This window comes from Streptomyces tailanensis, from assembly GCF_008386495.1.
Classification (GTDB): domain Bacteria; phylum Actinomycetota; class Actinomycetes; order Streptomycetales; family Streptomycetaceae; genus Streptomyces; species Streptomyces tailanensis.
Genome location: NZ_VTHJ01000009.1, coordinates 13092 through 30397, shown reverse-complemented (window position 1 = coordinate 30397; position 17306 = coordinate 13092). Strand labels below are relative to the sequence as shown.

At 72.1% G+C, this 17306-nt stretch carries 19 protein-coding genes; 5 read left to right on the top strand and 14 right to left on the bottom strand.

Annotated features, from left to right (window positions below; all coding sequences use genetic code 11):
* Nucleotide 1: 1 nt before the first annotated feature.
* The 7 genes from F3T56_RS09645 to fabG form a co-directional block, all read right to left on the bottom strand.
* Nucleotides 2–253: an acyl carrier protein gene (locus F3T56_RS09645; RefSeq protein ID WP_149824368.1), complete on the bottom strand. Its 252-nt coding sequence runs from the start codon at nucleotides 251–253 to the stop codon at nucleotides 2–4.
* A gap of 62 nt (nucleotides 254–315) precedes the next feature.
* Complete coding sequence (locus tag F3T56_RS09640; protein ID WP_149824366.1) at nucleotides 316–1527, bottom strand: ketosynthase chain-length factor; 1212 nt, start codon at nucleotides 1525–1527, stop codon at nucleotides 316–318.
* Nucleotides 1524–2789 carry a beta-ketoacyl-[acyl-carrier-protein] synthase family protein gene (locus F3T56_RS09635; protein ID WP_149824364.1) on the bottom strand — a complete coding sequence of 422 codons (1266 nt, stop codon included), beginning with the start codon at nucleotides 2787–2789 and terminating at the stop codon, nucleotides 1524–1526. Before F3T56_RS09635 ends, F3T56_RS09640 begins: the two co-directional genes overlap by 4 nt.
* Entirely contained in the window at nucleotides 2786–3211 is a 426-nt protein-coding gene (locus F3T56_RS09630) for a cupin domain-containing protein (RefSeq protein WP_149824362.1), read from the bottom strand. The genes F3T56_RS09635 and F3T56_RS09630 overlap by 4 nt, the downstream gene beginning before the upstream one ends.
* Nucleotides 3212–3285: 74 nt before the next feature.
* Nucleotides 3286–3606 (bottom strand): TcmI family type II polyketide cyclase, encoded by a 321-nt coding sequence (locus F3T56_RS09625; protein WP_149824360.1) that lies wholly within the window; start codon nucleotides 3604–3606, stop codon nucleotides 3286–3288.
* A 133-nt stretch (nucleotides 3607–3739) separates the two neighbouring features.
* Complete coding sequence (locus F3T56_RS09620) at nucleotides 3740–5257, bottom strand: peptide MFS transporter (protein ID WP_149824358.1); 1518 nt, start codon at nucleotides 5255–5257, stop codon at nucleotides 3740–3742.
* 10 nt (nucleotides 5258–5267) lie between these two features.
* Nucleotides 5268–6011, bottom strand: a complete 744-nt coding sequence (fabG, locus tag F3T56_RS09615) for a 3-oxoacyl-ACP reductase FabG (protein ID WP_149824356.1) — start codon at nucleotides 6009–6011, stop codon at nucleotides 5268–5270.
* A 119-nt stretch (nucleotides 6012–6130) separates the two neighbouring features.
* Here fabG and F3T56_RS09610 point away from each other — a divergent pair, with 119 nt between their 5' ends.
* On the top strand, nucleotides 6131–8641 hold the full coding sequence (locus F3T56_RS09610) for a multicopper oxidase family protein (protein WP_149824354.1): 2511 nt from the start codon (nucleotides 6131–6133) through the stop codon (nucleotides 8639–8641).
* Here F3T56_RS09610 and F3T56_RS09605 read toward each other — a convergent pair.
* The gene (locus tag F3T56_RS09605; protein WP_246203521.1) at nucleotides 8602–9630 is read right to left on the bottom strand and encodes an acyltransferase domain-containing protein; all 1029 of its coding nucleotides are present in this window, start codon (nucleotides 9628–9630) and stop codon (nucleotides 8602–8604) included. The genes F3T56_RS09610 and F3T56_RS09605 overlap by 40 nt on opposite strands.
* 96 nt (nucleotides 9631–9726) lie before the next feature.
* On the opposite strand from F3T56_RS09605, the gene F3T56_RS09600 reads away from it, so the two are divergent.
* From F3T56_RS09600 to F3T56_RS09580, 3 genes are all read left to right on the top strand, one after another.
* The gene (locus F3T56_RS09600; protein WP_246203520.1) at nucleotides 9727–11376 is read left to right on the top strand and encodes an acyl-CoA carboxylase subunit beta; all 1650 of its coding nucleotides are present in this window, start codon (nucleotides 9727–9729) and stop codon (nucleotides 11374–11376) included.
* Nucleotides 11373–11591 (top strand): acyl-CoA carboxylase subunit epsilon, encoded by a 219-nt coding sequence (locus tag F3T56_RS09595; protein WP_149824351.1) that lies wholly within the window; start codon nucleotides 11373–11375, stop codon nucleotides 11589–11591. Before F3T56_RS09600 ends, F3T56_RS09595 begins: the two co-directional genes overlap by 4 nt.
* A gap of 905 nt (nucleotides 11592–12496) precedes the next feature.
* The gene (locus tag F3T56_RS09580; RefSeq protein ID WP_342786907.1) at nucleotides 12497–12859 is read left to right on the top strand and encodes a glutaredoxin domain-containing protein; all 363 of its coding nucleotides are present in this window, start codon (nucleotides 12497–12499) and stop codon (nucleotides 12857–12859) included.
* 759 nt (nucleotides 12860–13618) lie between these two features.
* On the opposite strand, the gene F3T56_RS09575 is transcribed toward F3T56_RS09580, so the two are convergent.
* Entirely contained in the window at nucleotides 13619–13930 is a 312-nt protein-coding gene (locus tag F3T56_RS09575) for an anti-sigma factor family protein (protein WP_246203519.1), read from the bottom strand.
* Nucleotides 13927–14493 carry an RNA polymerase sigma factor gene (locus F3T56_RS09570; RefSeq protein ID WP_246203518.1) on the bottom strand — a complete coding sequence of 189 codons (567 nt, stop codon included), beginning with the start codon at nucleotides 14491–14493 and terminating at the stop codon, nucleotides 13927–13929. The genes F3T56_RS09575 and F3T56_RS09570 overlap by 4 nt, the downstream gene beginning before the upstream one ends.
* A 72-nt stretch (nucleotides 14494–14565) precedes the next feature.
* Between F3T56_RS09570 and F3T56_RS09565 the strand changes: the two genes are divergently transcribed.
* Nucleotides 14566–14832, top strand: coding sequence for a zf-HC2 domain-containing protein (locus F3T56_RS09565; protein ID WP_149824344.1), 267 nt, complete (start codon nucleotides 14566–14568; stop codon nucleotides 14830–14832).
* 109 nt (nucleotides 14833–14941) lie between these two features.
* Here F3T56_RS09565 and F3T56_RS46920 read toward each other — a convergent pair whose 3' ends face one another.
* From F3T56_RS46920 to F3T56_RS47585, 4 genes are all read right to left on the bottom strand, one after another.
* The gene (locus F3T56_RS46920; RefSeq protein ID WP_216372942.1) at nucleotides 14942–15154 is read right to left on the bottom strand and encodes a DUF427 domain-containing protein; all 213 of its coding nucleotides are present in this window, start codon (nucleotides 15152–15154) and stop codon (nucleotides 14942–14944) included.
* A gap of 98 nt (nucleotides 15155–15252) precedes the next feature.
* The gene (locus tag F3T56_RS09555) at nucleotides 15253–15786 is read right to left on the bottom strand and encodes a class I SAM-dependent methyltransferase (RefSeq protein WP_216372941.1); all 534 of its coding nucleotides are present in this window, start codon (nucleotides 15784–15786) and stop codon (nucleotides 15253–15255) included.
* A 326-nt stretch (nucleotides 15787–16112) separates the two neighbouring features.
* On the bottom strand, nucleotides 16113–16385 hold the full coding sequence (locus F3T56_RS09550; RefSeq protein ID WP_246203517.1) for a zf-HC2 domain-containing protein: 273 nt from the start codon (nucleotides 16383–16385) through the stop codon (nucleotides 16113–16115).
* Between the two features lie 396 nt (nucleotides 16386–16781).
* Nucleotides 16782–17306 carry an HAD family hydrolase gene (locus F3T56_RS47585; RefSeq protein ID WP_246203516.1) on the bottom strand — a complete coding sequence of 175 codons (525 nt, stop codon included), beginning with the start codon at nucleotides 17304–17306 and terminating at the stop codon, nucleotides 16782–16784.

Below are 17306 nucleotides of genomic sequence, written 5' to 3'. Positions count from 1 at the left end.
GTCAGACCGCCGAAAGGCTGGCGTTGACGTAGTCGATCACGTCCTGGGGCGAGTTCATGCCCTCGATGGCCTCGTCCGGTATCTGCAGCCGGTACTCGCGCTGGATCTGGCTGGCGATCTCCAGCACCGCGAGCGAGTCGTAGCCGATGTCGGTGAAGGCGGCGCCGAGGTTCTCCGGGTTGAGCTCCTCGACGTCACCGGTGCACCGGCTCATGACCGCCTTGAGGTCGTCGAAGGTCATGTTGGCACTCATGGGGTTCCTCCAATGGGACAGGTGACTTGTGGTGAACGAGATGGTGAGAAGCGAGGTGAGTGTCAGACGGCCCGCAGCACCACGGCCGCGTTGAATCCGCCGTAGCCGCGGCTCAGCACCAGGGCGGTGCGCAGCCGGGTCTCGCGGGGCCGGTCGACGACCAGGTCGAGCCGGTGCTCCGGGTCGGGGCGGACGTTGACCGACGGCGGGATCACCTGGTCGCGCAGCGCGAGCGCGGCGGCGGCCACGTCGAGTGCGGCTCCGCCCGCGTAGAGCCGGCCGGTCATGGTCTTGGGCACCGTCACCGGGACAGCCCCCGGGCCGAACACGGCGGTGAGGGCCTCGGCCTCCTGCCGGTCCAGCTCGGGTACGCCGTAGCCGTCGGCGAACACCACGTCGACGTCCGGTGGCGCCAGCGAGGCGTCGGCCAGGGCGAGTTCGGCGGCCCGCCGAAGGCCGGGCGGGCGGCCGGTGCCAGGGCGCGGGTCGAAGGTGGCGGCGTAGCCGGCGACCGCGGCGTAGATCCGCTCCACGTCCCGGGCACGGGCGTCGTCGTGGCTCTCCACCACGAAGATCGCGCCGCCCTCCCCCGGGACGTAGCCGCTCGCGTCGGAGTCGAAGGGCACGTACGCCCGCTCGGGCCGGTGTTCCTCGCTGAGCCGTCCGTTGGAGAGCTGGCAGACCAGCCCGTACGGGGACAGCGAGGCGTCGGTGCCACCGGACAGCACCAGCCGGGTGCCCTTGGCGAGGACCCGCCGGGCCTGCGCCAGGACGTCCAGGCCGCCGGCCTGCTCCGAGCACAGCACCCCGCACGGGCCGCGCATGCCGTGCCGGATGGACAGCTGCCCGGTGGTCGCCGCGTAGAACCAGGCAATGGACATGTACGCGCCCACGGCTTGCGGGCCCTCGCGGTACAGCTTCTGCAGCTCGCGCTGACCGAACTCGACGCCGCCCGAGGAGTTGGCGGTGATGACCGCCATGTCCAGGTCGGAGAAGTCGTCCGGGACCACGGCCGCGTCGGCCAGCGCCTCGTTGGTCGCGGCGAAGGCGTACTGCGTCATGGCGTCGGTCTCGCTGACCAGGCGCTGCGGCGCGTGCTCGGCCGGGTCGAAGCCGGTGGCCTCGCCCGCGACCCGCACCGGGTAGCGGTCCGGGTCGAAGCGGCTGATCCGGCCGAGGCCCGATTTCCCATCGAGCGTCGCCTGCCACCACGCCTCGCGGTCCTGCCCGTTGGGCGCGACCACGCCCAGCCCGGTGATGACGGGAACACTCACACGATCCTCCTCGGAGAGGTGAGGACAACCGCGCTCTGGAAGCCGCCGAAGCCGCTGCCGACGCTGAGGACGACGTCGAGATCCGCCTCCCGCGCGGTGCCCGGCACGTAGTCCAGGTCGCACTCGGGGTCGCGTTCCTCGTAGTTGGCGGTGGGCGGGACCGTGCCCCGGTCGATGGCCAGGGCGCTGGCCGCGATCTCGATCGAGCCGATGGACCCGAGCGAGTGCCCGACCATCGACTTGATGGAGCTGACCGGGATGCGGTACGCGTGTTCGCCGAGGCTGCGCTTGTACGCGGCCGTCTCGTGCCGGTCGTTCTGCTTGGTGCCGCTGCCATGGGCGTTGGCGTAGTCGATCTCGTCGGGGTTGATCCGGGCCTCGTCGAGCGCGGCGGTGATCGCCTCGCCCATCTCGCGGCCGTCGGGCCTGAGACCGGTCATGTGGTAGCCGTTGGCGCGAGCCGAGTAGCCCGCGACCTCGCAGTAGATCCGGGCGCCCCTGCGGCGGGCGTGCTCCAGCTCCTCGATCACGAAGACCGCGGAGCCCTCACCCAGCACCAGCCCGTTGCGGCGCCGGTCGAACGGGCGGCACGCGTGCTCCGGGTCGTCGTTGCTGGTGGAGGAGGCGCGCAGGGTGTCGAAGCAGGACACGGTGATCGGGTAGATGGGCGCGTCCGTGGCGCCGGCCACCACCACGTCCGCCGTGCCCTCCCGGATCAGGTCGACGGCGTACCCGACCGCGTCGATCCCGGCGCAGCATCCCGAGCTGACGACGGTCGCCGGGCCCTCGGCCCCGGCCGCCCACGCCACCTCGGTCGCCAGCGAGCTGGACATCACGTACGAGTACAGGTGGGGCTTCATGTAGCCCTGGTCGACGAGCCACTGTCGGCCGTTGTCGCTGACGGTGCGGTACTCCTGCTCCATGGAGATGGCATTGCCGACGCCGTTGCCGACGCTCACCCCGATCCGGTGCGGGTCCTCGGCATCCGGATCGAGGCCGCTGTCGGCCATCGCCTCCCGGGCAGCGACCAGCGCGAACTGGCCCGCCCGGTCGGTACGCCGGATCTCCTGGTACGACAGTCCGGCCCGCTCGGGGTCGAAGTCGCACTCCGCGCCGATCCGGCTGCGGAAGGGCGTCGGGTCGAAAAGCGTGATGCGCCGGGTCGCCGTCTTCCCTTTGACGATCATCTCCCAGAACGCCTCACGGCCCGGCTGCCCGGGGGCGACGACCCCGATGCCGGTGATCACCGCGCGCCCGGTCATTCGACACCCCCCACTTCGGGCAGTGTGCCCTCGCCGGGCAGCGGCTCGCAGTCGACGTGGCCGAGTTCGGGACGCGGGGCGAGCGGGCTGAGGAAGAAGGAGACGAACGCCTGCTCGTCGAACGGGTTCTCGATGCGGTGCCGCACCCCGATCGGGACCATGAAGGACTCGCCGGGCTCCAGCACCAGCTCCCGGCCGTCGACGCGCAGCAGCAGCCGGCCGCGGATGGCGTAGAAGAACTCCTCGGAGTACGCGTGGTAGTGCTCGGAGACGAACTCGCCGGGCTCCAGGGTGCCGACGCCCATGAACCCCGAGGTCGCTCCGCAGGTCTTGGGACTGAGCAGGACACGCAGGTCACCGCCGCGTTTGCGGTTGGGCGGTACGTCGTCGATGGCGACCTTGATGAGGTCGGTGGTCTGCATAGGTGCTCCAGGTGGGGACGTGAGTCCGGGCCGCCTGGGAAGGGCGGGCCGGGGTGCGGCGGACGTCTCGGGGCTCAGGGTGTCCAGGTGTAGAAGGGCTCGGCCATCGAGTCCTTGGGTTCGCGCCAGGTCGGGGAGTACGGCGTCATGAACTCCTGGAGCCGGGTGTTGATGTCCTCGTAGAGCGGGTGGCTGCGGGCCCGGTAGAGGTTGCCGTTGATGGGCTGTTCCGCCTCCACCAGGTGGAAGTAGAGGCCGTGGAAGCGGAAGAGGGTGCGGCGTTGGACGCCGATCATGTGGGGCAGCTCGGTCGCGTCGGACTCCGCGAAGAGCGCGGCCACCTTCTCTGCGTCGTCGTGGTCCATCCGTGCGACGATGAGCGTGCGATGCGCCATGGGGACTCCTGTCGGGTTGTCGCCCGCGGGCGGTGGGGCCGCCCGGGCTTCCGGCGGGTCCGTAAGCGGGTCGGACCTGCCGCTTTTGATGCTGGCCGGGATGACTTGAGGCCTCGTCCAGAGCAACTCGACGTCAGATTTGAGCGGTTCTGCGAAGCGTCTCGCGCCGCGTGCCGCGAGACGTTCCGCGGAACAGGAGCAGCGCGGTGACCGTGGCCGCGGTCGCGAAGGCCGCCAGATACGTCCACAGCGGCACCACGCCCACGAGGTGCGAGAGCTGGCCGCCGACACCGGCGCCCAGCGCGGCCCCCAGGTAGAAGAGGCCCATCATGCGGCTGCCGTGCCCCTCCGGCGCGCTCTCCGCCGTGGTGCTCAGCCCGACCGGCCCGAAGACCAGCTCGCCGCACGTCATGCACAGGAAGGCTCCCAGCAGCCAGAGCGCGGAGACCGGGACGCCGCCGTCGTCCGCGAACCAGGCACCAGCCGAGAGCACGGCGAAGCCGCCGGCCGCGCACAGCAGCCCGGCGGAGAACTTCCGTACCGTGTCCGCCCCGGCCGCGAGCCGCAGCCACAGCCAGGCGAAGAGCGGGGCGAGCAGCAGCAGGAACAGCGGGTGCGCGGACTGGAACCAGCTTGCCGGGACCGTGAACCCGGCGATGTCCCGGACGGTGTGCTCGCGCGCGAACAGGCTGAAAACCGAGCCGAGTTGGCCGTACATCGCCCAGAACAGCACCGACGGCACGAAGATCCTGCGGTAGCCGCGGATGCGTTCACGCTCGGCCGCGTCCAGTTCCGCCCCGCGCAGCAGCCGCCGGAAGTACCAGACGGGCGCCACCAGCGAGGCCAGTCCGCACAGTGCCAGCACGGGCCGCAGCGGCAGCCCGCCGGCCACCGCGACCCCGGTGACCAGCAGGGCCGCCCCGGCCGCCGCCGCCCAGGCGCCGCGCACCAGCCGGCGCAGCGCGGCGGGCGGCAGCGGGTGGGCGGGGCCGGTCCGGGTGCCGCGCAGCGTCGGGGCCCCGTGCAGGTACTGGAGGACACCGAAGATCATGCCGACGGCGGCGGCGCCGAAGCCCAGGTGCCAGTTGACACGTTCGCCCAGGGCGCCGGTGACCAGCGGGCCGATGAGCGCGCTGACCTGGACGCTCATGTAGAAGACGGAGAACGCCGCCTGCCGCTGGGCGCTGCCCGCCCACGGGTTCATCTGGTCGAACATCACGGGCAGGTTGGGCTTCAGCAGGCCCGTTCCGCAGGCGACCAGCAGCAAGCCCAGGTAGAAGGTGGTGTGGGTGGGTACGGCCATGCAGGCGTGCCCGGCAGCGATGACGAGGGCCCCGGTCAGCATCGCCCGGTGCGTGCCGAGCACCCGGTCGCCGAGCCAACCGCCGGGCATGGCGGCGAGGAACGACGCGGAGATGTAGAGCCCGAAGAGCGCGCCGGCGGTGCCGTCCGCCAGCCCGAGCCCGCCCTCGGCCGTCGGCGCGGTGGCGTAGAGGAAGAGCAGCGCCTGCATACCGTAGAAGCTGAAGCGCTCCCACATGTCGGTCATGAACAGGGTGCTGAACCAGCGCTCGCGGAAAAGGGCGCGGACGGGGCGGGTGGCGGGGTCCGGGGGCGGGGTGGGGACAGTGGTGCTCTGTGAAGTGGTCATCTCCGCGCCCTCACAGGGAGATCCCGCCGTCGATCTGCACCACCTGGCCGGTGATGTAGTCGGCGGCGTCGGAGAGCAGGAACGCGACGAGTTCGGCGACGGACTCGGGGGTGCCGAAGCGGCCCATGGCGACCTTGCCGAGAGCGGCCTCGCGGGCCTTGGCCGTCATGCCGTGGAGCATGTCGGTGTCGATGAATCCGGGCGCCACGGCGTTGACCCGCACCCTGTAGGGGGCGACCTCCTTGGCGAGGGCGCGGGTGAGGCCGTTCAGCCCCGCCTTGGCCGTGGCGTAGTTGGCCTGGCCGGGGTTGCCGTACACGCCGATCACGGACGAGACGTTCACGACCGCGCCGGCCCTGCGGGTGATCAGGCCGCGCATCACCGCGCGGCACATGTGGAAGGCACCGTCCAGGCTGGTGCCGACCACCGAGTGCCAGTCCCCCTCCGACATCAGTGCCATGGGGCGGTCCCGCAGGACACCGGCGGAGTTGACCACCGCGTACGGCGGCAGGCCCAGCTTCTCCTCGGTCTCGTCGACGAACCCGCGGACCGCCTCCGCGTCCGTGACATCGCAGACCACGTGGTGGACGGCGGCCCCGGTCCCGGCGATGAGCCGCGTGGTCTCCAGCGCCGCCTCGTCGGCGGAACGGGAGCAGAATCCGATGTCGTAACCCGCCTCAGCGAGCCGTACCGCGACCGCGCGTCCGATGCCCCGCGACCCGCCGGTCACCAACGCGCAACGCCTCTCGGCCATACCGTGACCCTCCTGTGCGTGAATTGCCGGCCGGGCCGCTGCCCGGGCCGTCGAAAGCCTCGAAAGCATCGGCCAACGGGCTCAAGGCAGGCTCGAAGGGCACCCGGCACGCTGCGCGCATGGTGGAGAACCTCTTCGAACAGAACCTGCTGTGGGCCGTGCTGGCGGCGGTCTTCTGGGGCTTCGCGTCCCGCGGCGCCCGCCGCCTGCCGACCCGGAGCACGGCACGCTCGCTCGGGCGCCGGGCCCGCCTCGGCCTGGTCCTGCTGGCCGTGTCCCTGCTGGTGCTGGCGCTACGGGTCGCGCTGGCCGTCGCCCTCGCGGCTACGGCGGGTTGGCCGGCGGCCGCCGACTTCGTCCTCTTCGCGGCCGTCCCCCTCACGGTGGCGGGCACGGCGGTCGCGACCCTCACGGTCCCGGCGTACTGGCGCCTGGCGCACACCCCGGCACCGGGGGCGCCTCAGCCGCGTACGCCGGTGACTTCCCCGGCGACCGCAACCGAAGCGACCGCCACGGCCACGGCTTCGCTGCCCTCGGCGACCGCGCACATGCCGGACGCGTCCGGGCACCCCGGCACGACCGGGCCTTACGCGCTGCCGACGGCGTCGGCCGCACTCGGCGAAGGCCGCGCCCCGGGCCGGCTCGCCACGAGGCCGGGGCCGTTCGGGCGCTCCGGCGCGACCGCGCCGTACACGCCGCCGGAGGCGTCGGCCGGACGCGGGAGCGGCAGCGCGGGGGCGGACCCGGATGAGCCGGGGGTCCCGCCGATACTGCGGTTCGCCGCTGCCTCCTGGCAGGTCGTCGTGCCCGTGCGGGTCTGTTTCCTGGCCGCGCTCTTCGGGGTCGGGCTCACGTTGCATCCGCCGGCCCCTCCGTATGGCGGGCTCTTCGTCCTCGAAATGGTCCTGCTGGCCCTCGCCGCCTCGGGGCTGGTGCTGTGGCAGCAGCAGTGGCGGGCGGTCGTGGGGGCGCCCGGCTGGCGGCGGCCGTCGGGGGCGCGGCGACTGGTGCGCGCGATGGCCACGGTGACCGTCTTCGCCATGCTCGCCACGGGAGTCTGGACCTTCGCCGCCGAGCGGAGCCGGCTGCCGGAGCGCATGGGCCAGGCCCACCACGAGCACGCGTACGACACCGGTGGCGGCCCGGCGGCCGGACAGGCGCCGACGCGTGATCTCGCCGGCCTCACCGGTCCCCGGACCGGCAAGCCCGACCGGCGCTTCACGCTCACCGCGGCGGACCGCACGATGCGGCTGGCGTCGGGCGAGAAGGTGGCCGCCCTCGCCTTCAACGGACAGCTGCCCGGACCCGAACTCCGCATGGGACAGGGCGAGTTGGTGGAGGTCGTCCTCGTCAACCGGAACGTCCGCGACGGAGTCACCCTGCACTGGCACGGCGTCGACGTCCCGGTCGCCGAGGACGGTGTGGCCGGGGTGACGCAGGATGCCGTACGCCCCGGCGAGCGGCACGTGTACCGGTTCCGGCCGCCCCGCGCGGGCACCTTCTGGTACCACGCGCACCAGCAGTCCAGCACGGCCGTGGCGCGCGGCCTGTTCGGCGCCCTGATCGTGGAGGAGCCCGGCGCGCGCCCGGCGGGCGTGGACCGTACCGTCGTCGCCCACGCCTGGAGCGTCGAGGGCGCGAAGGGGCCCTCCACCGGCGGGCGCCCCGGCGGTGGAGGCGCGCTCAGCGGCCGGAACGGGATCGGCGGCCTCCTGCGCACCGCCTTCGGCGACGACACCCGGCCGCGGCACGAGAAGGTCCCGGCCGGCACCCCGGTCCGGCTGCGCCTGGTGAACGCGGACAACTGCCCCCGCACCTACTCACTCGCCGGGACGCCCTTCCGGGTCGCCGCGATCGACGGCAACGACGTGTCGGGGCCCACCGAACTGCGCGGCACGCGGCTGCGTATCGCGGGCGGCGGCCGGTACGACGTGACGTTCCGCCAGCCCGACAGCCCCGTCCACCTGACCGTCGTCGGCGACGCCAACGCCTCCAGCGCCAGCCACGGAACCGAGGGGTGCGGCGAGGACGGCGCCTACGGAGCGGGCCAGGTGGAGACGGCGTCCCTGCTGCTCGACCCCACCGGCACCGCCGAGCCGCCACCCACCGCCACGGGACCGCTCTTCGACCCGCTGGACTACGGCTCCCCTACAACCACGCCCGGCGCGGCCATGCCCTTCGGCCCCGGCACCCGCTACGACCGCGACTTCTCCCTGGTCCTCGGCAACAGCCTGGGCTTCTTCGACGGCCGGCCCATGGTGCTGTGGACCGTCAACAACGCCGTCTACCCGGACATCCCCGCCCTGCTCGTCCAGGAGGGCGACCGGGTCCGCGTCTCCTTCGTCAACCGCAGCCTCGACGACCACCCCATGCACCTGCACGGCCATCGCATGCTCGTCCTGTCCAGGAACGGGCAGCGGGCGACCGGCAGCCCCTGGTGGACCGACACCTTGAACATCGCGCCCGGCGAACGGTTCGAGGTCGCCTTCCGCGCCGACAACCCCGGCCTGTGGATGGACCACTGCCACAACCTGGACCACGCCCGCGACGGCATGGTCCTGCACCTTGCCTACGACGGCGTCACCACCCCCTACGAGGCGGGCAGTTCCACCGGCAACCTGCCCGAGTGATCCGCCGTCGGCACCTGCCCGAGCAGCAGCTCGCGCGCCGCGCGAACCGTACGCCGGTCCTCCTCGGGTCCCAGGACCCGGGGAGGCAGCATGGCGACGACCGCGCTGCGGCCCGAGCGCACAGCCCGGTGCCCCCGGGCGAGGACCGCCAGGCTCTGTGCCGGCCCGGCCTCGACGAGGAGCCGGTCCCCGTCGCCCAGCACCCGCCCCAGCGTCGGCCAGAACAACACAGGAGCGGTCGGCTGCCCGGCCCAGAACGCGGCCCCGGTCGCCTCCCGCGCGCCGAGCGGCCGCGTGGTGTAGGCGGAGTACAGCGGCGTACGGGGCGGGGCGAGCGGAAACTTCCGGATGAGCGCCTCGGTCTCGGCCACCAGCGGCGCCAGCGCCGGGCTGTGGTACGGGGTGCGGGTGGCGAGCCGCCGGAAGGTCCTGCCGTCCGCCGTCAGCCTGCGCGCCACAACGTCCAGGGGAGCCTCCGGGCCCGACAGCACCGTGTGCCGGGGCGCGTTCACCGCGCCCACCACGACCCCGGCCCCCAGGTATCCGGTGAGCTCCTCGCGCGCCGCGGCGACCGCGAGCATCCCGCCCGCCGGTGTGGTCCGCTGCCGCAGGACTCGTTTCCACAGCAGCCGGACCGCGTCGTCGAGCCGGAAGACCCCGGCGAGCACGGCGGCGGCGAACTCACCCATGCTGTGCCCGAGATACGCCGCCGGGCGCACCCCCCAACTCTCGACCAGCCGCCCCATCGCGTAGTCCACGGCGAACAGCAGGGGGGCGGAGCGGATGTCGGCTTCCATCGGCACGGCGGGCCGCTCGGCCAGCCAGTCGGCCCTGGCAGCCTCGCCCTCCGTGCCGAGCAGGGCCAGGACGGAGTCGACCGCGTCGGTGAAAACGGCTTCGTGGCCATAGAGCCCGGCCGCCATCTGCGTGTGCTGCGCTCCTGTTCCCGGGAACATCAGGACGACGGAGCGGCGGTGAAGGTGTGTCATGGCGCCAGGCTGGACCGCGCGGATCGAGCCGCTCTCCACCGGCTCTCGCGGGGGCCGTCGAGTCCGCCTTGAGCGGCCGGCCGCACGCTGCACCACATGAGCGTTGTCGACGAAACGTCCCCGGCGTCGGTGACCACCCGGAACACGGTGGGCACCGCCACGGCTGTCACGGCGGGCACCGCCACCCCCGGTAGCGGTCATCTGCGCGACCGCGTCGCGGAACTGGCCGAGTTGAACGAGGCCGTACGGCGCGGCCCGAGCGAGCGGGCGACCGAGGCCCAACACGCCAAGGGAAAGCTGACCGCCCGTGAACGCCTCGAACTCCTCTTCGACAAGGGCACGTTCGCTGAGATCGAGGAGCTGCGCCGGCACCGCGCCACCGGCTTCGGCCTGGAGGACCGGCGCCCCCACACCGACGGCGTCATCACGGGCTGGGGCCGGGTGGACGGCCGTACGGTGTTCGCGTACGCCCATGACTTCCGGATCTTCGGTGGTGCCCTCGGCGAGGCACACGCGCAGAAGATCCACAAGCTGATGGACCTGGCCGAGAGCGCGGGAGCGCCGATCGTCGGCCTGTGCGACGGCGCGGGCGCGCGGATTCAGGAGGGGGTCACCGCCCTCGCCGGCTACGGCGGCATCTTCACCCGGAACGTACGCAGTTCGGGGGTCATCCCGCAGATCAGCGTGATCCTGGGACCGTGCGCGGGCGGCGCCGCCTACTCCCCGGCACTGACCGACTTCGTGTTCATGGTGCGCGGCACCGCGCAGATGTTCATCACCGGGCCCGACGTGGTACAGGCAGTCACCGGCGAGGCCGTCACACACGAGATCCTGGGCGGCGCCGACACCCACGCGACGCTCTCCGGCGTGGCCCACTTCGCCTGCGACGACGAGAAGTCGTGTCTTGAGGACGTACGGCAACTGCTGTCCCTGCTGCCGTCCAACAACCGTGAACTGCCCCCGGCACAGCCCGCGTCCGACCCGTCCGACCGCCGCGGCGAGGCACTGCTGGACCTGGTCCCGGCGGACCCCGGGCGAGCGTACGACATGCGGGCCGTGATCGCCGAGATCACCGACGACGGTGACTTCTTCGAGGTCCAGGAGGACTGGGCGACCAATGTCGTGTGCGCGCTGGCGCGGCTGGACGGCCAGGTGGTGGGTATCGTGGCCAACCAGCCCGCGTCGTTCGCCGGCGTGCTCGACATCCACGCCTCCGAGAAGGCCGCCCGGTTCGTGCAGACCTGCGACGCCTTCAACATCCCGCTCGTCACCCTCGTCGACGTGCCCGGCTTCCTGCCCGGCGTCGACCAGGAACACGGCGGCATCATCCGGCACGGCGCCAAGCTCCTGTACGCCTACTGCAACGCCACGGTGCCGCGCGTCCAGCTGATCCTGCGCAAGGCCTACGGCGGCGCGTACATCGTGATGGACTCCCGGTCGATCGGCACCGACGTCTCCCTCGCCTGGCCGAGCAACGAGATCGCCGTGATGGGGGCCGAGGGGGCCGCGAACATCGTCTTCCGGCGCGAGATCGCCGCGGCCGCCGACCCGGAGGCGACCCGCGCCCGCCTCGTCAAGGAGTACCGCACCGAGCTGATGCACCCTTATTACGCGGCCGAGCGCGGCCTCGTCGACAGCGTGATCGACCCGGCCGAGACCCGGGCCCGGCTGATCGGAGCGCTGGCGATGCTCCGCGCCAAGCACGCACCGCTGCCGGCCCGCAAGCACGGTAACCAACCCCAGTGAGCGACCCCACCGTACGCGTCGTCCGTGGGGTCCCACGGGCGGAGGAACTCGCCGCTTTGATCATGGTCCTGCGTGCCCTGAGCGAATACAACCCCGACCCGGCCGCCGGGCCCCCGCCCCCTTCAGCGGCCCCCTGGCCCCGCCCGGCCGCCCCTCTCACCGCGCCGGCCCCCGCCTGGTCCACCCGCCACCGGCCGACCTGGCGGGACACCTAGACTAGGAGAGTTGGGGCCATGGCACTGCACTGATGGGGGGTTTGCCAGGTGGCCCGACTACCGCTGGCTGGGTGGCCCGAGGCCGAATTCCTCGCCATCCGGCGACGGCGGCAGGACCTGCGTGACAGCCGGAGAGGAGTGCCCGAGCTATCGCGCCAACGTCACCACCGGCTCCCCCGCTTCCAGCATGATCGACGCGTAGGCGTGCCGCAGCACGTGGAAGCCGTCCTTCCGTGCGGCCGCCCACTACAAAAGGGAGTACTTCCTCCGCCGCCCGTCCGCTTCCGGCTTCCCCCCAGGGAAGCTCCACCTCCATCGGCGGGAACGCCGCGACGTGACGCTTCAGTTCCTCGGCCACCGAGGAGGGCATGTCGACGACGCGTGTCTTCGCCCCCTTCGGCACGGCGAAGTACAACATCTCGCCAAGGCCAAGGCACAGACCGGGATGATCCCCAACATGTACGCCCGCAAGGCCAACGTGCCAGGCCTGCTGGACGCCTACCTCAACGGCTACAACGCCTTCCGCTCCGAATCCGGCTTCACCCCGGCCGAGGAGGAGACGATCCTGCAGACCATCAGCAGGGTCAACGGCTGCACCTACTGCGTCGCCGCGCACTGCACCATCGCCGACATGAGCAAGGTTCCCGCCGAGGTCACCGACGCCATCCGGGACGGCAAGCCGCTGCCCGACGGCAGCCTGGACGCTGTCGACGTTCACCGCCGCCATGGTCGAAATCCGGGGCCTGTCAACTGCCGCCCAGATGGACGCCTTCCTCGCGGCGGGTTACGCGGCGGAGAAACGAACGGAACTCGCCGCCTCCGAACAGTGAGGCATCAGCCCAGCATCTGCTCTGCTCGGGCCGCCGGATATGGAATGCAGCAACCGGGAACCGGGGTCCGAACCCGTGCCCATCTCGCCGCGCGTGGTGGTCTACTGGCGGCCGGGCTGCCCGTTCTGCTCGTCACTGCGGCGGGGACTGCGCCGCAGCGGGGTGGAGTTCACGGAGCGGAACATCTGGGAGGACCAGAAGGCCACGGCGTTCGTCCGCTCGGTCGCCCACGGCAACGAGACCGTGCCCACCGTGACCGTCGCCGGCCGGGCCACGGTCAACCCGTCGGCCCGCCAGGTTCTGGCGGGCGCCTCCGAGCACGCACCTCAGACAGACTCCGAGCCGCGGCGAGGCCTGCTGGGGGCTGTTCCGGCGGCGCTGAGCCGACTTTCCGAGCAGACCCGGGCCCGCGCGCATCAGCTTGCTGGTGGTCGGTGAGTGGAGGATGCCGGGCCGCCGACCCCTCGATCGCGCGTCTCTCGGCCGATGGCGAGGCCTGGGATGTGCCCGGCGATGAGGGCCAGGATGTGGCCGACGGTGGTGACGTCGCGGAATTCCGTGTCGGTCCGGAACCACGGGTCTCCCGCTGCTGGCGGGGCGCCTCGGCCTGCCGCCGGCTGAGGCGGATCGGTCCTCACCTCATGGCGGCGTGACCCGCTCCTGGCTTTCCCTGAGGTGCGCACGGCAGTGGGCTCCGCTCCGGGCGTCGCCACGGGGGATGTTGCAGGCATGACCGCTCCTGTCCGCCACATGCACCGAAAAGCGCGCGTGGCTGGCTCCCCGCCGGGGCGGGGATCGGGTGGGGCGCGAAAGGCCGCGGGGGAGCGCCGCGGCCCCTCACCTGGGAAACGTACTCGGCGACCTGGGTGGCCGGCCGAGCACACGGCGGGAGCCGGGGCAGAGCGGCGCGGAAGTCTGGGGCGGGACTGCGACGCCCGGTCCTGGGTTCCCTTCCGGCCGGCACTGCCGGGACGGCCACGCCCATGGCCTGATGAGAGGACGTCTGCCTTCGCTCGACACCGCGCGGGCACTCCCGCGTGTGGCACACAATGCCACAAGACATCACCAAAACACCAAAAGCGCTCGAACGCGTGCAGAACGAACTCGCCCCGGACGATGCAGCAGTGGTCGGCGGCGTGGATCAGGGCACAGGTGGTGAGGTCTACCACCTGGAGGCCACCAACAACTGTTGCGCGGTCACCGCCCTCCGCCGAGCTCGGCCGCCTCGTCGTACGCCTCGGGTGGCGGCCCTGCCGTGAGCAGGGCACTGCCGAAGTCGCGTAGCCGTGCCATCGCGCTCTCGTCCGGCACCTCCTGACGGGCCAGTGAGTTCTTGATCTCCCGGTAGACAGCGGTCTCGAGACCGCAACGGCGGCAGTCCTCCGCGTGTGCGGCGACCCGGCGGGCGGTCGCCTCTTCCGCCTCGCCGTCGAGACAAGCCTGCAGCACCCGGGCCACTTCCCTGCAGGTCATGGGGCGGTGCGCCGCCCCGCCCCGGCGCCCGATCACATCCTGCTCCTCTTCGGCTTCGGCGCGAGCCCGGCCGCCGCCAGCTGCGTCCTTATCCGCTTGCGGGCCCGGTGCAGTCGGCTCATCACGGTCCCCTCCGGTACGTCGAGCACTTCGGCGGCCTCCGCGTAGCTCAGCCCTCCGATGTCCACCAGGCGGACGACCTGCTGGTGCTTGTCGGGCAGGGCGGCCAGCGCGGCGCCGACCACCTCGTCGAAGCCTTCGCTGACCACCTCCTCCTCCGGCGAGGCCACCGCGTCGGCCGCGGTCAGCCGGTCCAGGTCGGCGTCGGGGTCGTCCAGCAGGTGGGGCCTGCGACGGCGGTGCCGGTTGATCTCCGCGCGGCGCATGATGGTCAGCAGCCAGGCGCGGGGGTGCTCGCCGTCGAACCGGTCGATCGCCCGGTAGGCGCGCAGCAGCGTGTCCTGCACCAGATCCTCGGCGTCGGCCGACTGCGCGGTCAGCGTCATCGCCACCCGCAGCAGGATCTTCACCTCAGGCAGCACGAACTCCGCGAACGCCTTGTCCCGCACCTCCGGCGGCTGCGCCACTGTCTCTCCCACGGACTGGAAACCCCCCCAGGCCAACCGGAGCATTCCACGGAATGAGGTACGCGTAACGCGGGTTTCCCATGCATGACGAAGCTGAGTGCCTCCAGGCCGTGCCGGTTCTGGGCGGAGTGCCGCGAGAGGCTGCGCCATCTCCGGCTGCGCGGCGCGGTCGGGGCGTACGCGGACGGGCAGCTCACCGGGGTGCGGCGCACTCGGGTCGCGAGGCATGTGGCCCACTGCTGGACGTGCAGTGGCGAACTACTCGTCCTGCGGCTCATCAAGGCCTCCTGCGGGGAGCGGGACCGGCATGGCACCGGAGCGAGGGCCGTCATCTCCGGAATCTCGCGGTGATCGGGCTCAGCAGCGAGGCATCGCCGCCGCCTCGCATCCGCTGAACTCGCACGCCATGCCAGAACGCGATGTATCCGCGGATCGGCGCTGCGGCGGGTAGCGGTTCGGCCTAGCACCAAGCCGCGTCCCGGTCTTGCCGGCCGCCCGCGGAGAGGGTGAAGTAGCTCGCCCGCCCCTTCCACGGGCAGGTGCTCGAAGTGCTGCTGGGGACGAGGTACTGCCGGCGCACGGAGTCGGGCGGGAAGTAGCGGTAGCCGTCGACGTTGAAGATGTCGGCGCTCTCGGCGATCATCTGGCCGTGCCACGTGGCGCGATAGATCATCACGCGCCTCCCTGTCGTCTCGCGCAGGCGCCGGGTGCCCCTGCCTCGTGACTGGGGAACCCGGCGCCCGGGGCACGGCCTTCCCTTTGCTCGGCCGCTCAGCAGCAGGCGCCGCTCGTGCCGGACCCCTCCCTGCCGGTCTGCTCGGTGGGGGCGCACAGGAACAGGCCGAAGTGGGTGGACTTGTTGCCGGTGACGGTGAAGTGGGGGGCGTAGCGAGTGGCGGAGAGCATGCCGGCGGTGCTGCCACACATCAACATCGGCTTGCCGGTGTGCAAGCGGTGATGGTCGTCGAGGTCGAAGGCGTACGGGTGTTCCGGAAGGGCGCCGTGGTAGACGGCGACCTGGCCGTAGTCCTCGCAGCGGTCCTCCAGGGGCAGCTTGAAGGCGCGCACAGTGCATGAGGTGAAGGCGCCGAAGCCGATCTTCCGCTCGACCTCCGGGTCGTCGAGCGTCACCGGTGAGGTGGCCACCGTACGGGCGTCGGGGCAGCCCGCGCGCTCCAGCAGGCGGCGGAAGTCCTCGGTGTAGAGGGCTCCGGCGAGGCACTCGCCGACCAGGACCGGGTTGTCGAGGAGCCCGGCGGGCAGGCGGCGGTCGGCGAAGTACAGTTCACCGCCGGGTCTGAGCACGCGAAGGATCCAGGCGAGTGGTGGAGGCGCTGGAGAGGCTGCTGCCGCGTGAGAAACCGCGGGCCTCGCAGGTGGTGCAGGGAGCGCCTGGAGGCGGAGGGCGTCACCGTCGTAGGGGCCGGCATTCCCAGTCCGGTGCGAGAAAGGCCTGCCCACTGCGGCCGCTACGGCCCGGCAGCCTGCTGAACTGGATCCCCTGACCTGCACGCCACGTCAGCCTCCCCGACGCGCGGGGGAGGCGGAACGGTGCGCAGCCCCCTCCCCCGCGGCCCGTCCGCGCCGTTCCGGACAGCGGTGTCCGGATCCGGGCATCTGGCAGCCGGCGCTCAACCACCGGGTATGCGATTGCCACCGTCACCCGGGGCGCTGTGCAACAGGGACTCGCCGAACCCGCGCAGCCGCTCCACTGCCCGAGTGTCGGGCCGCTCCCGCCGGGCCAGCGACTTCTTGATCTCGCGGTACAGGTCGGCCTCCATACCGCAGTCGTGGCAGCCGTCCAGGTGTGCGACCACCCGGCGGGCGGTGACTTCATCCGTTTCCCCGTCGAGATACGCCTGCAGGACGCGGATCACCTCGGCGCAGCCCGTCCTTCTCTGCACCGTGTCCCGCCATTTCGGCCACACCCTCATCGTCCACCTCGCCTCGGTCCCGGACCGGCCGTCGCGTCGACGTCGTCGCCCACTGAACGACTGCTCCGACGCCCGCGTGCCCGAACAACAAGCGTTCGGGCACGGCTCGTCAGGGAACCGGACCGTCCACCCCGTATGCCCGCGCGATCGACGCCCCTGCTCACCGCCCAGCAGGGGGCATCCGACAGCCGGGCACGGCCCTTCCGCAAGCAGGAAACCCGCTGACGGCGCCTCCACATTCCCTTCGGCCCTCCCCTGACGGCACGACCCAACACCGGGCGGCGGCCGCCCCAGCCGCGTCGGCGCCGCCCTTCCGGTGCCGCTCGCCCTCGTGCTTGCCGCTCCTGCGCCTACACCGAGTCCCGCTCACCGCCGGACCGGGCCTCCGGAAGCCGTACACCGGCCCGTCTGCCGCACTTCCGCTACACCATCAGCGGCATCGAGGCCACGTCCCCTGCCGTGCCCTGCCGTGGTGTAGGCGATCACGACCTGTCGCCTCCGGTCCGGGCCCGGCGGGCATGTCCCACGTGTTCTCATGCCTCGTCCGCGGTCAGGATGTCGGTGAGCTCCCGCAGGTCCCCGCACGCTGTAGGTCGGCCGGGACATCGCCTGCGGCCGGACCCCGCCCTCGACATCGCCGGTCCACTCGCCCGCCCGGGACGACAGCACGGCCCGCAGCCCGTCCCGGGCAACGGACGCGAAGTCCGCGTACGAGCCCGCAGCGGTCAGCGCGAACCCGTCCCGCAGCAGCACCCCGGCGAACCAGGTGGACACCAGCTCCGCCGGAGCGCCCACATCCGCGAAGCGGGCCCGCAGCGGTGTGAGGTCGCTGAGTGTCTCGTTCACATCGAAGACCAGGACCAAGGGGTCCCCGTGGCGGTCGTCGGACAT

What these genes read in the sequence shown, in the direction of transcription:
- F3T56_RS09645 (WP_149824368.1), bottom strand. Translation starts at nt 253, where the DNA reads ATGAGTGCCAACATGACCTTCGACGACCTCAAGGCGGTCATGAGCCGG.
- F3T56_RS09635 (WP_149824364.1), bottom strand. Translation starts at nt 2,789, where the DNA reads ATGACCGGGCGCGCGGTGATCACCGGCATCGGGGTCGTCGCCCCCGGG.
- F3T56_RS09630 (WP_149824362.1), bottom strand. Translation starts at nt 3,211, where the DNA reads ATGCAGACCACCGACCTCATCAAGGTCGCCATCGACGACGTACCGCCC.
- F3T56_RS09625 (WP_149824360.1), bottom strand. Translation starts at nt 3,606, where the DNA reads ATGGCGCATCGCACGCTCATCGTCGCACGGATGGACCACGACGACGCA.
- F3T56_RS09620 (WP_149824358.1), bottom strand. Translation starts at nt 5,257, where the DNA reads ATGACCACTTCACAGAGCACCACTGTCCCCACCCCGCCCCCGGACCCC.
- fabG (WP_149824356.1), bottom strand. Translation starts at nt 6,011, where the DNA reads ATGGCCGAGAGGCGTTGCGCGTTGGTGACCGGCGGGTCGCGGGGCATC.
- F3T56_RS09610 (WP_149824354.1), top strand. Translation starts at nt 6,131, where the DNA reads ATGGTGGAGAACCTCTTCGAACAGAACCTGCTGTGGGCCGTGCTGGCG.
- F3T56_RS09605 (WP_246203521.1), bottom strand. Translation starts at nt 9,630, where the DNA reads ATGACACACCTTCACCGCCGCTCCGTCGTCCTGATGTTCCCGGGAACA.
- F3T56_RS09600 (WP_246203520.1), top strand. Translation starts at nt 9,727, where the DNA reads ATGAGCGTTGTCGACGAAACGTCCCCGGCGTCGGTGACCACCCGGAAC.
- F3T56_RS09565 (WP_149824344.1), top strand. Translation starts at nt 14,566, where the DNA reads ATGACGAAGCTGAGTGCCTCCAGGCCGTGCCGGTTCTGGGCGGAGTGC.
- F3T56_RS46920 (WP_216372942.1), bottom strand. Translation starts at nt 15,154, where the DNA reads ATGATCTATCGCGCCACGTGGCACGGCCAGATGATCGCCGAGAGCGCC.
- F3T56_RS47585 (WP_246203516.1), bottom strand. Translation starts at nt 17,306, where the DNA reads ATGTCCGACGACCGCCACGGGGACCCCTTGGTCCTGGTCTTCGATGTG.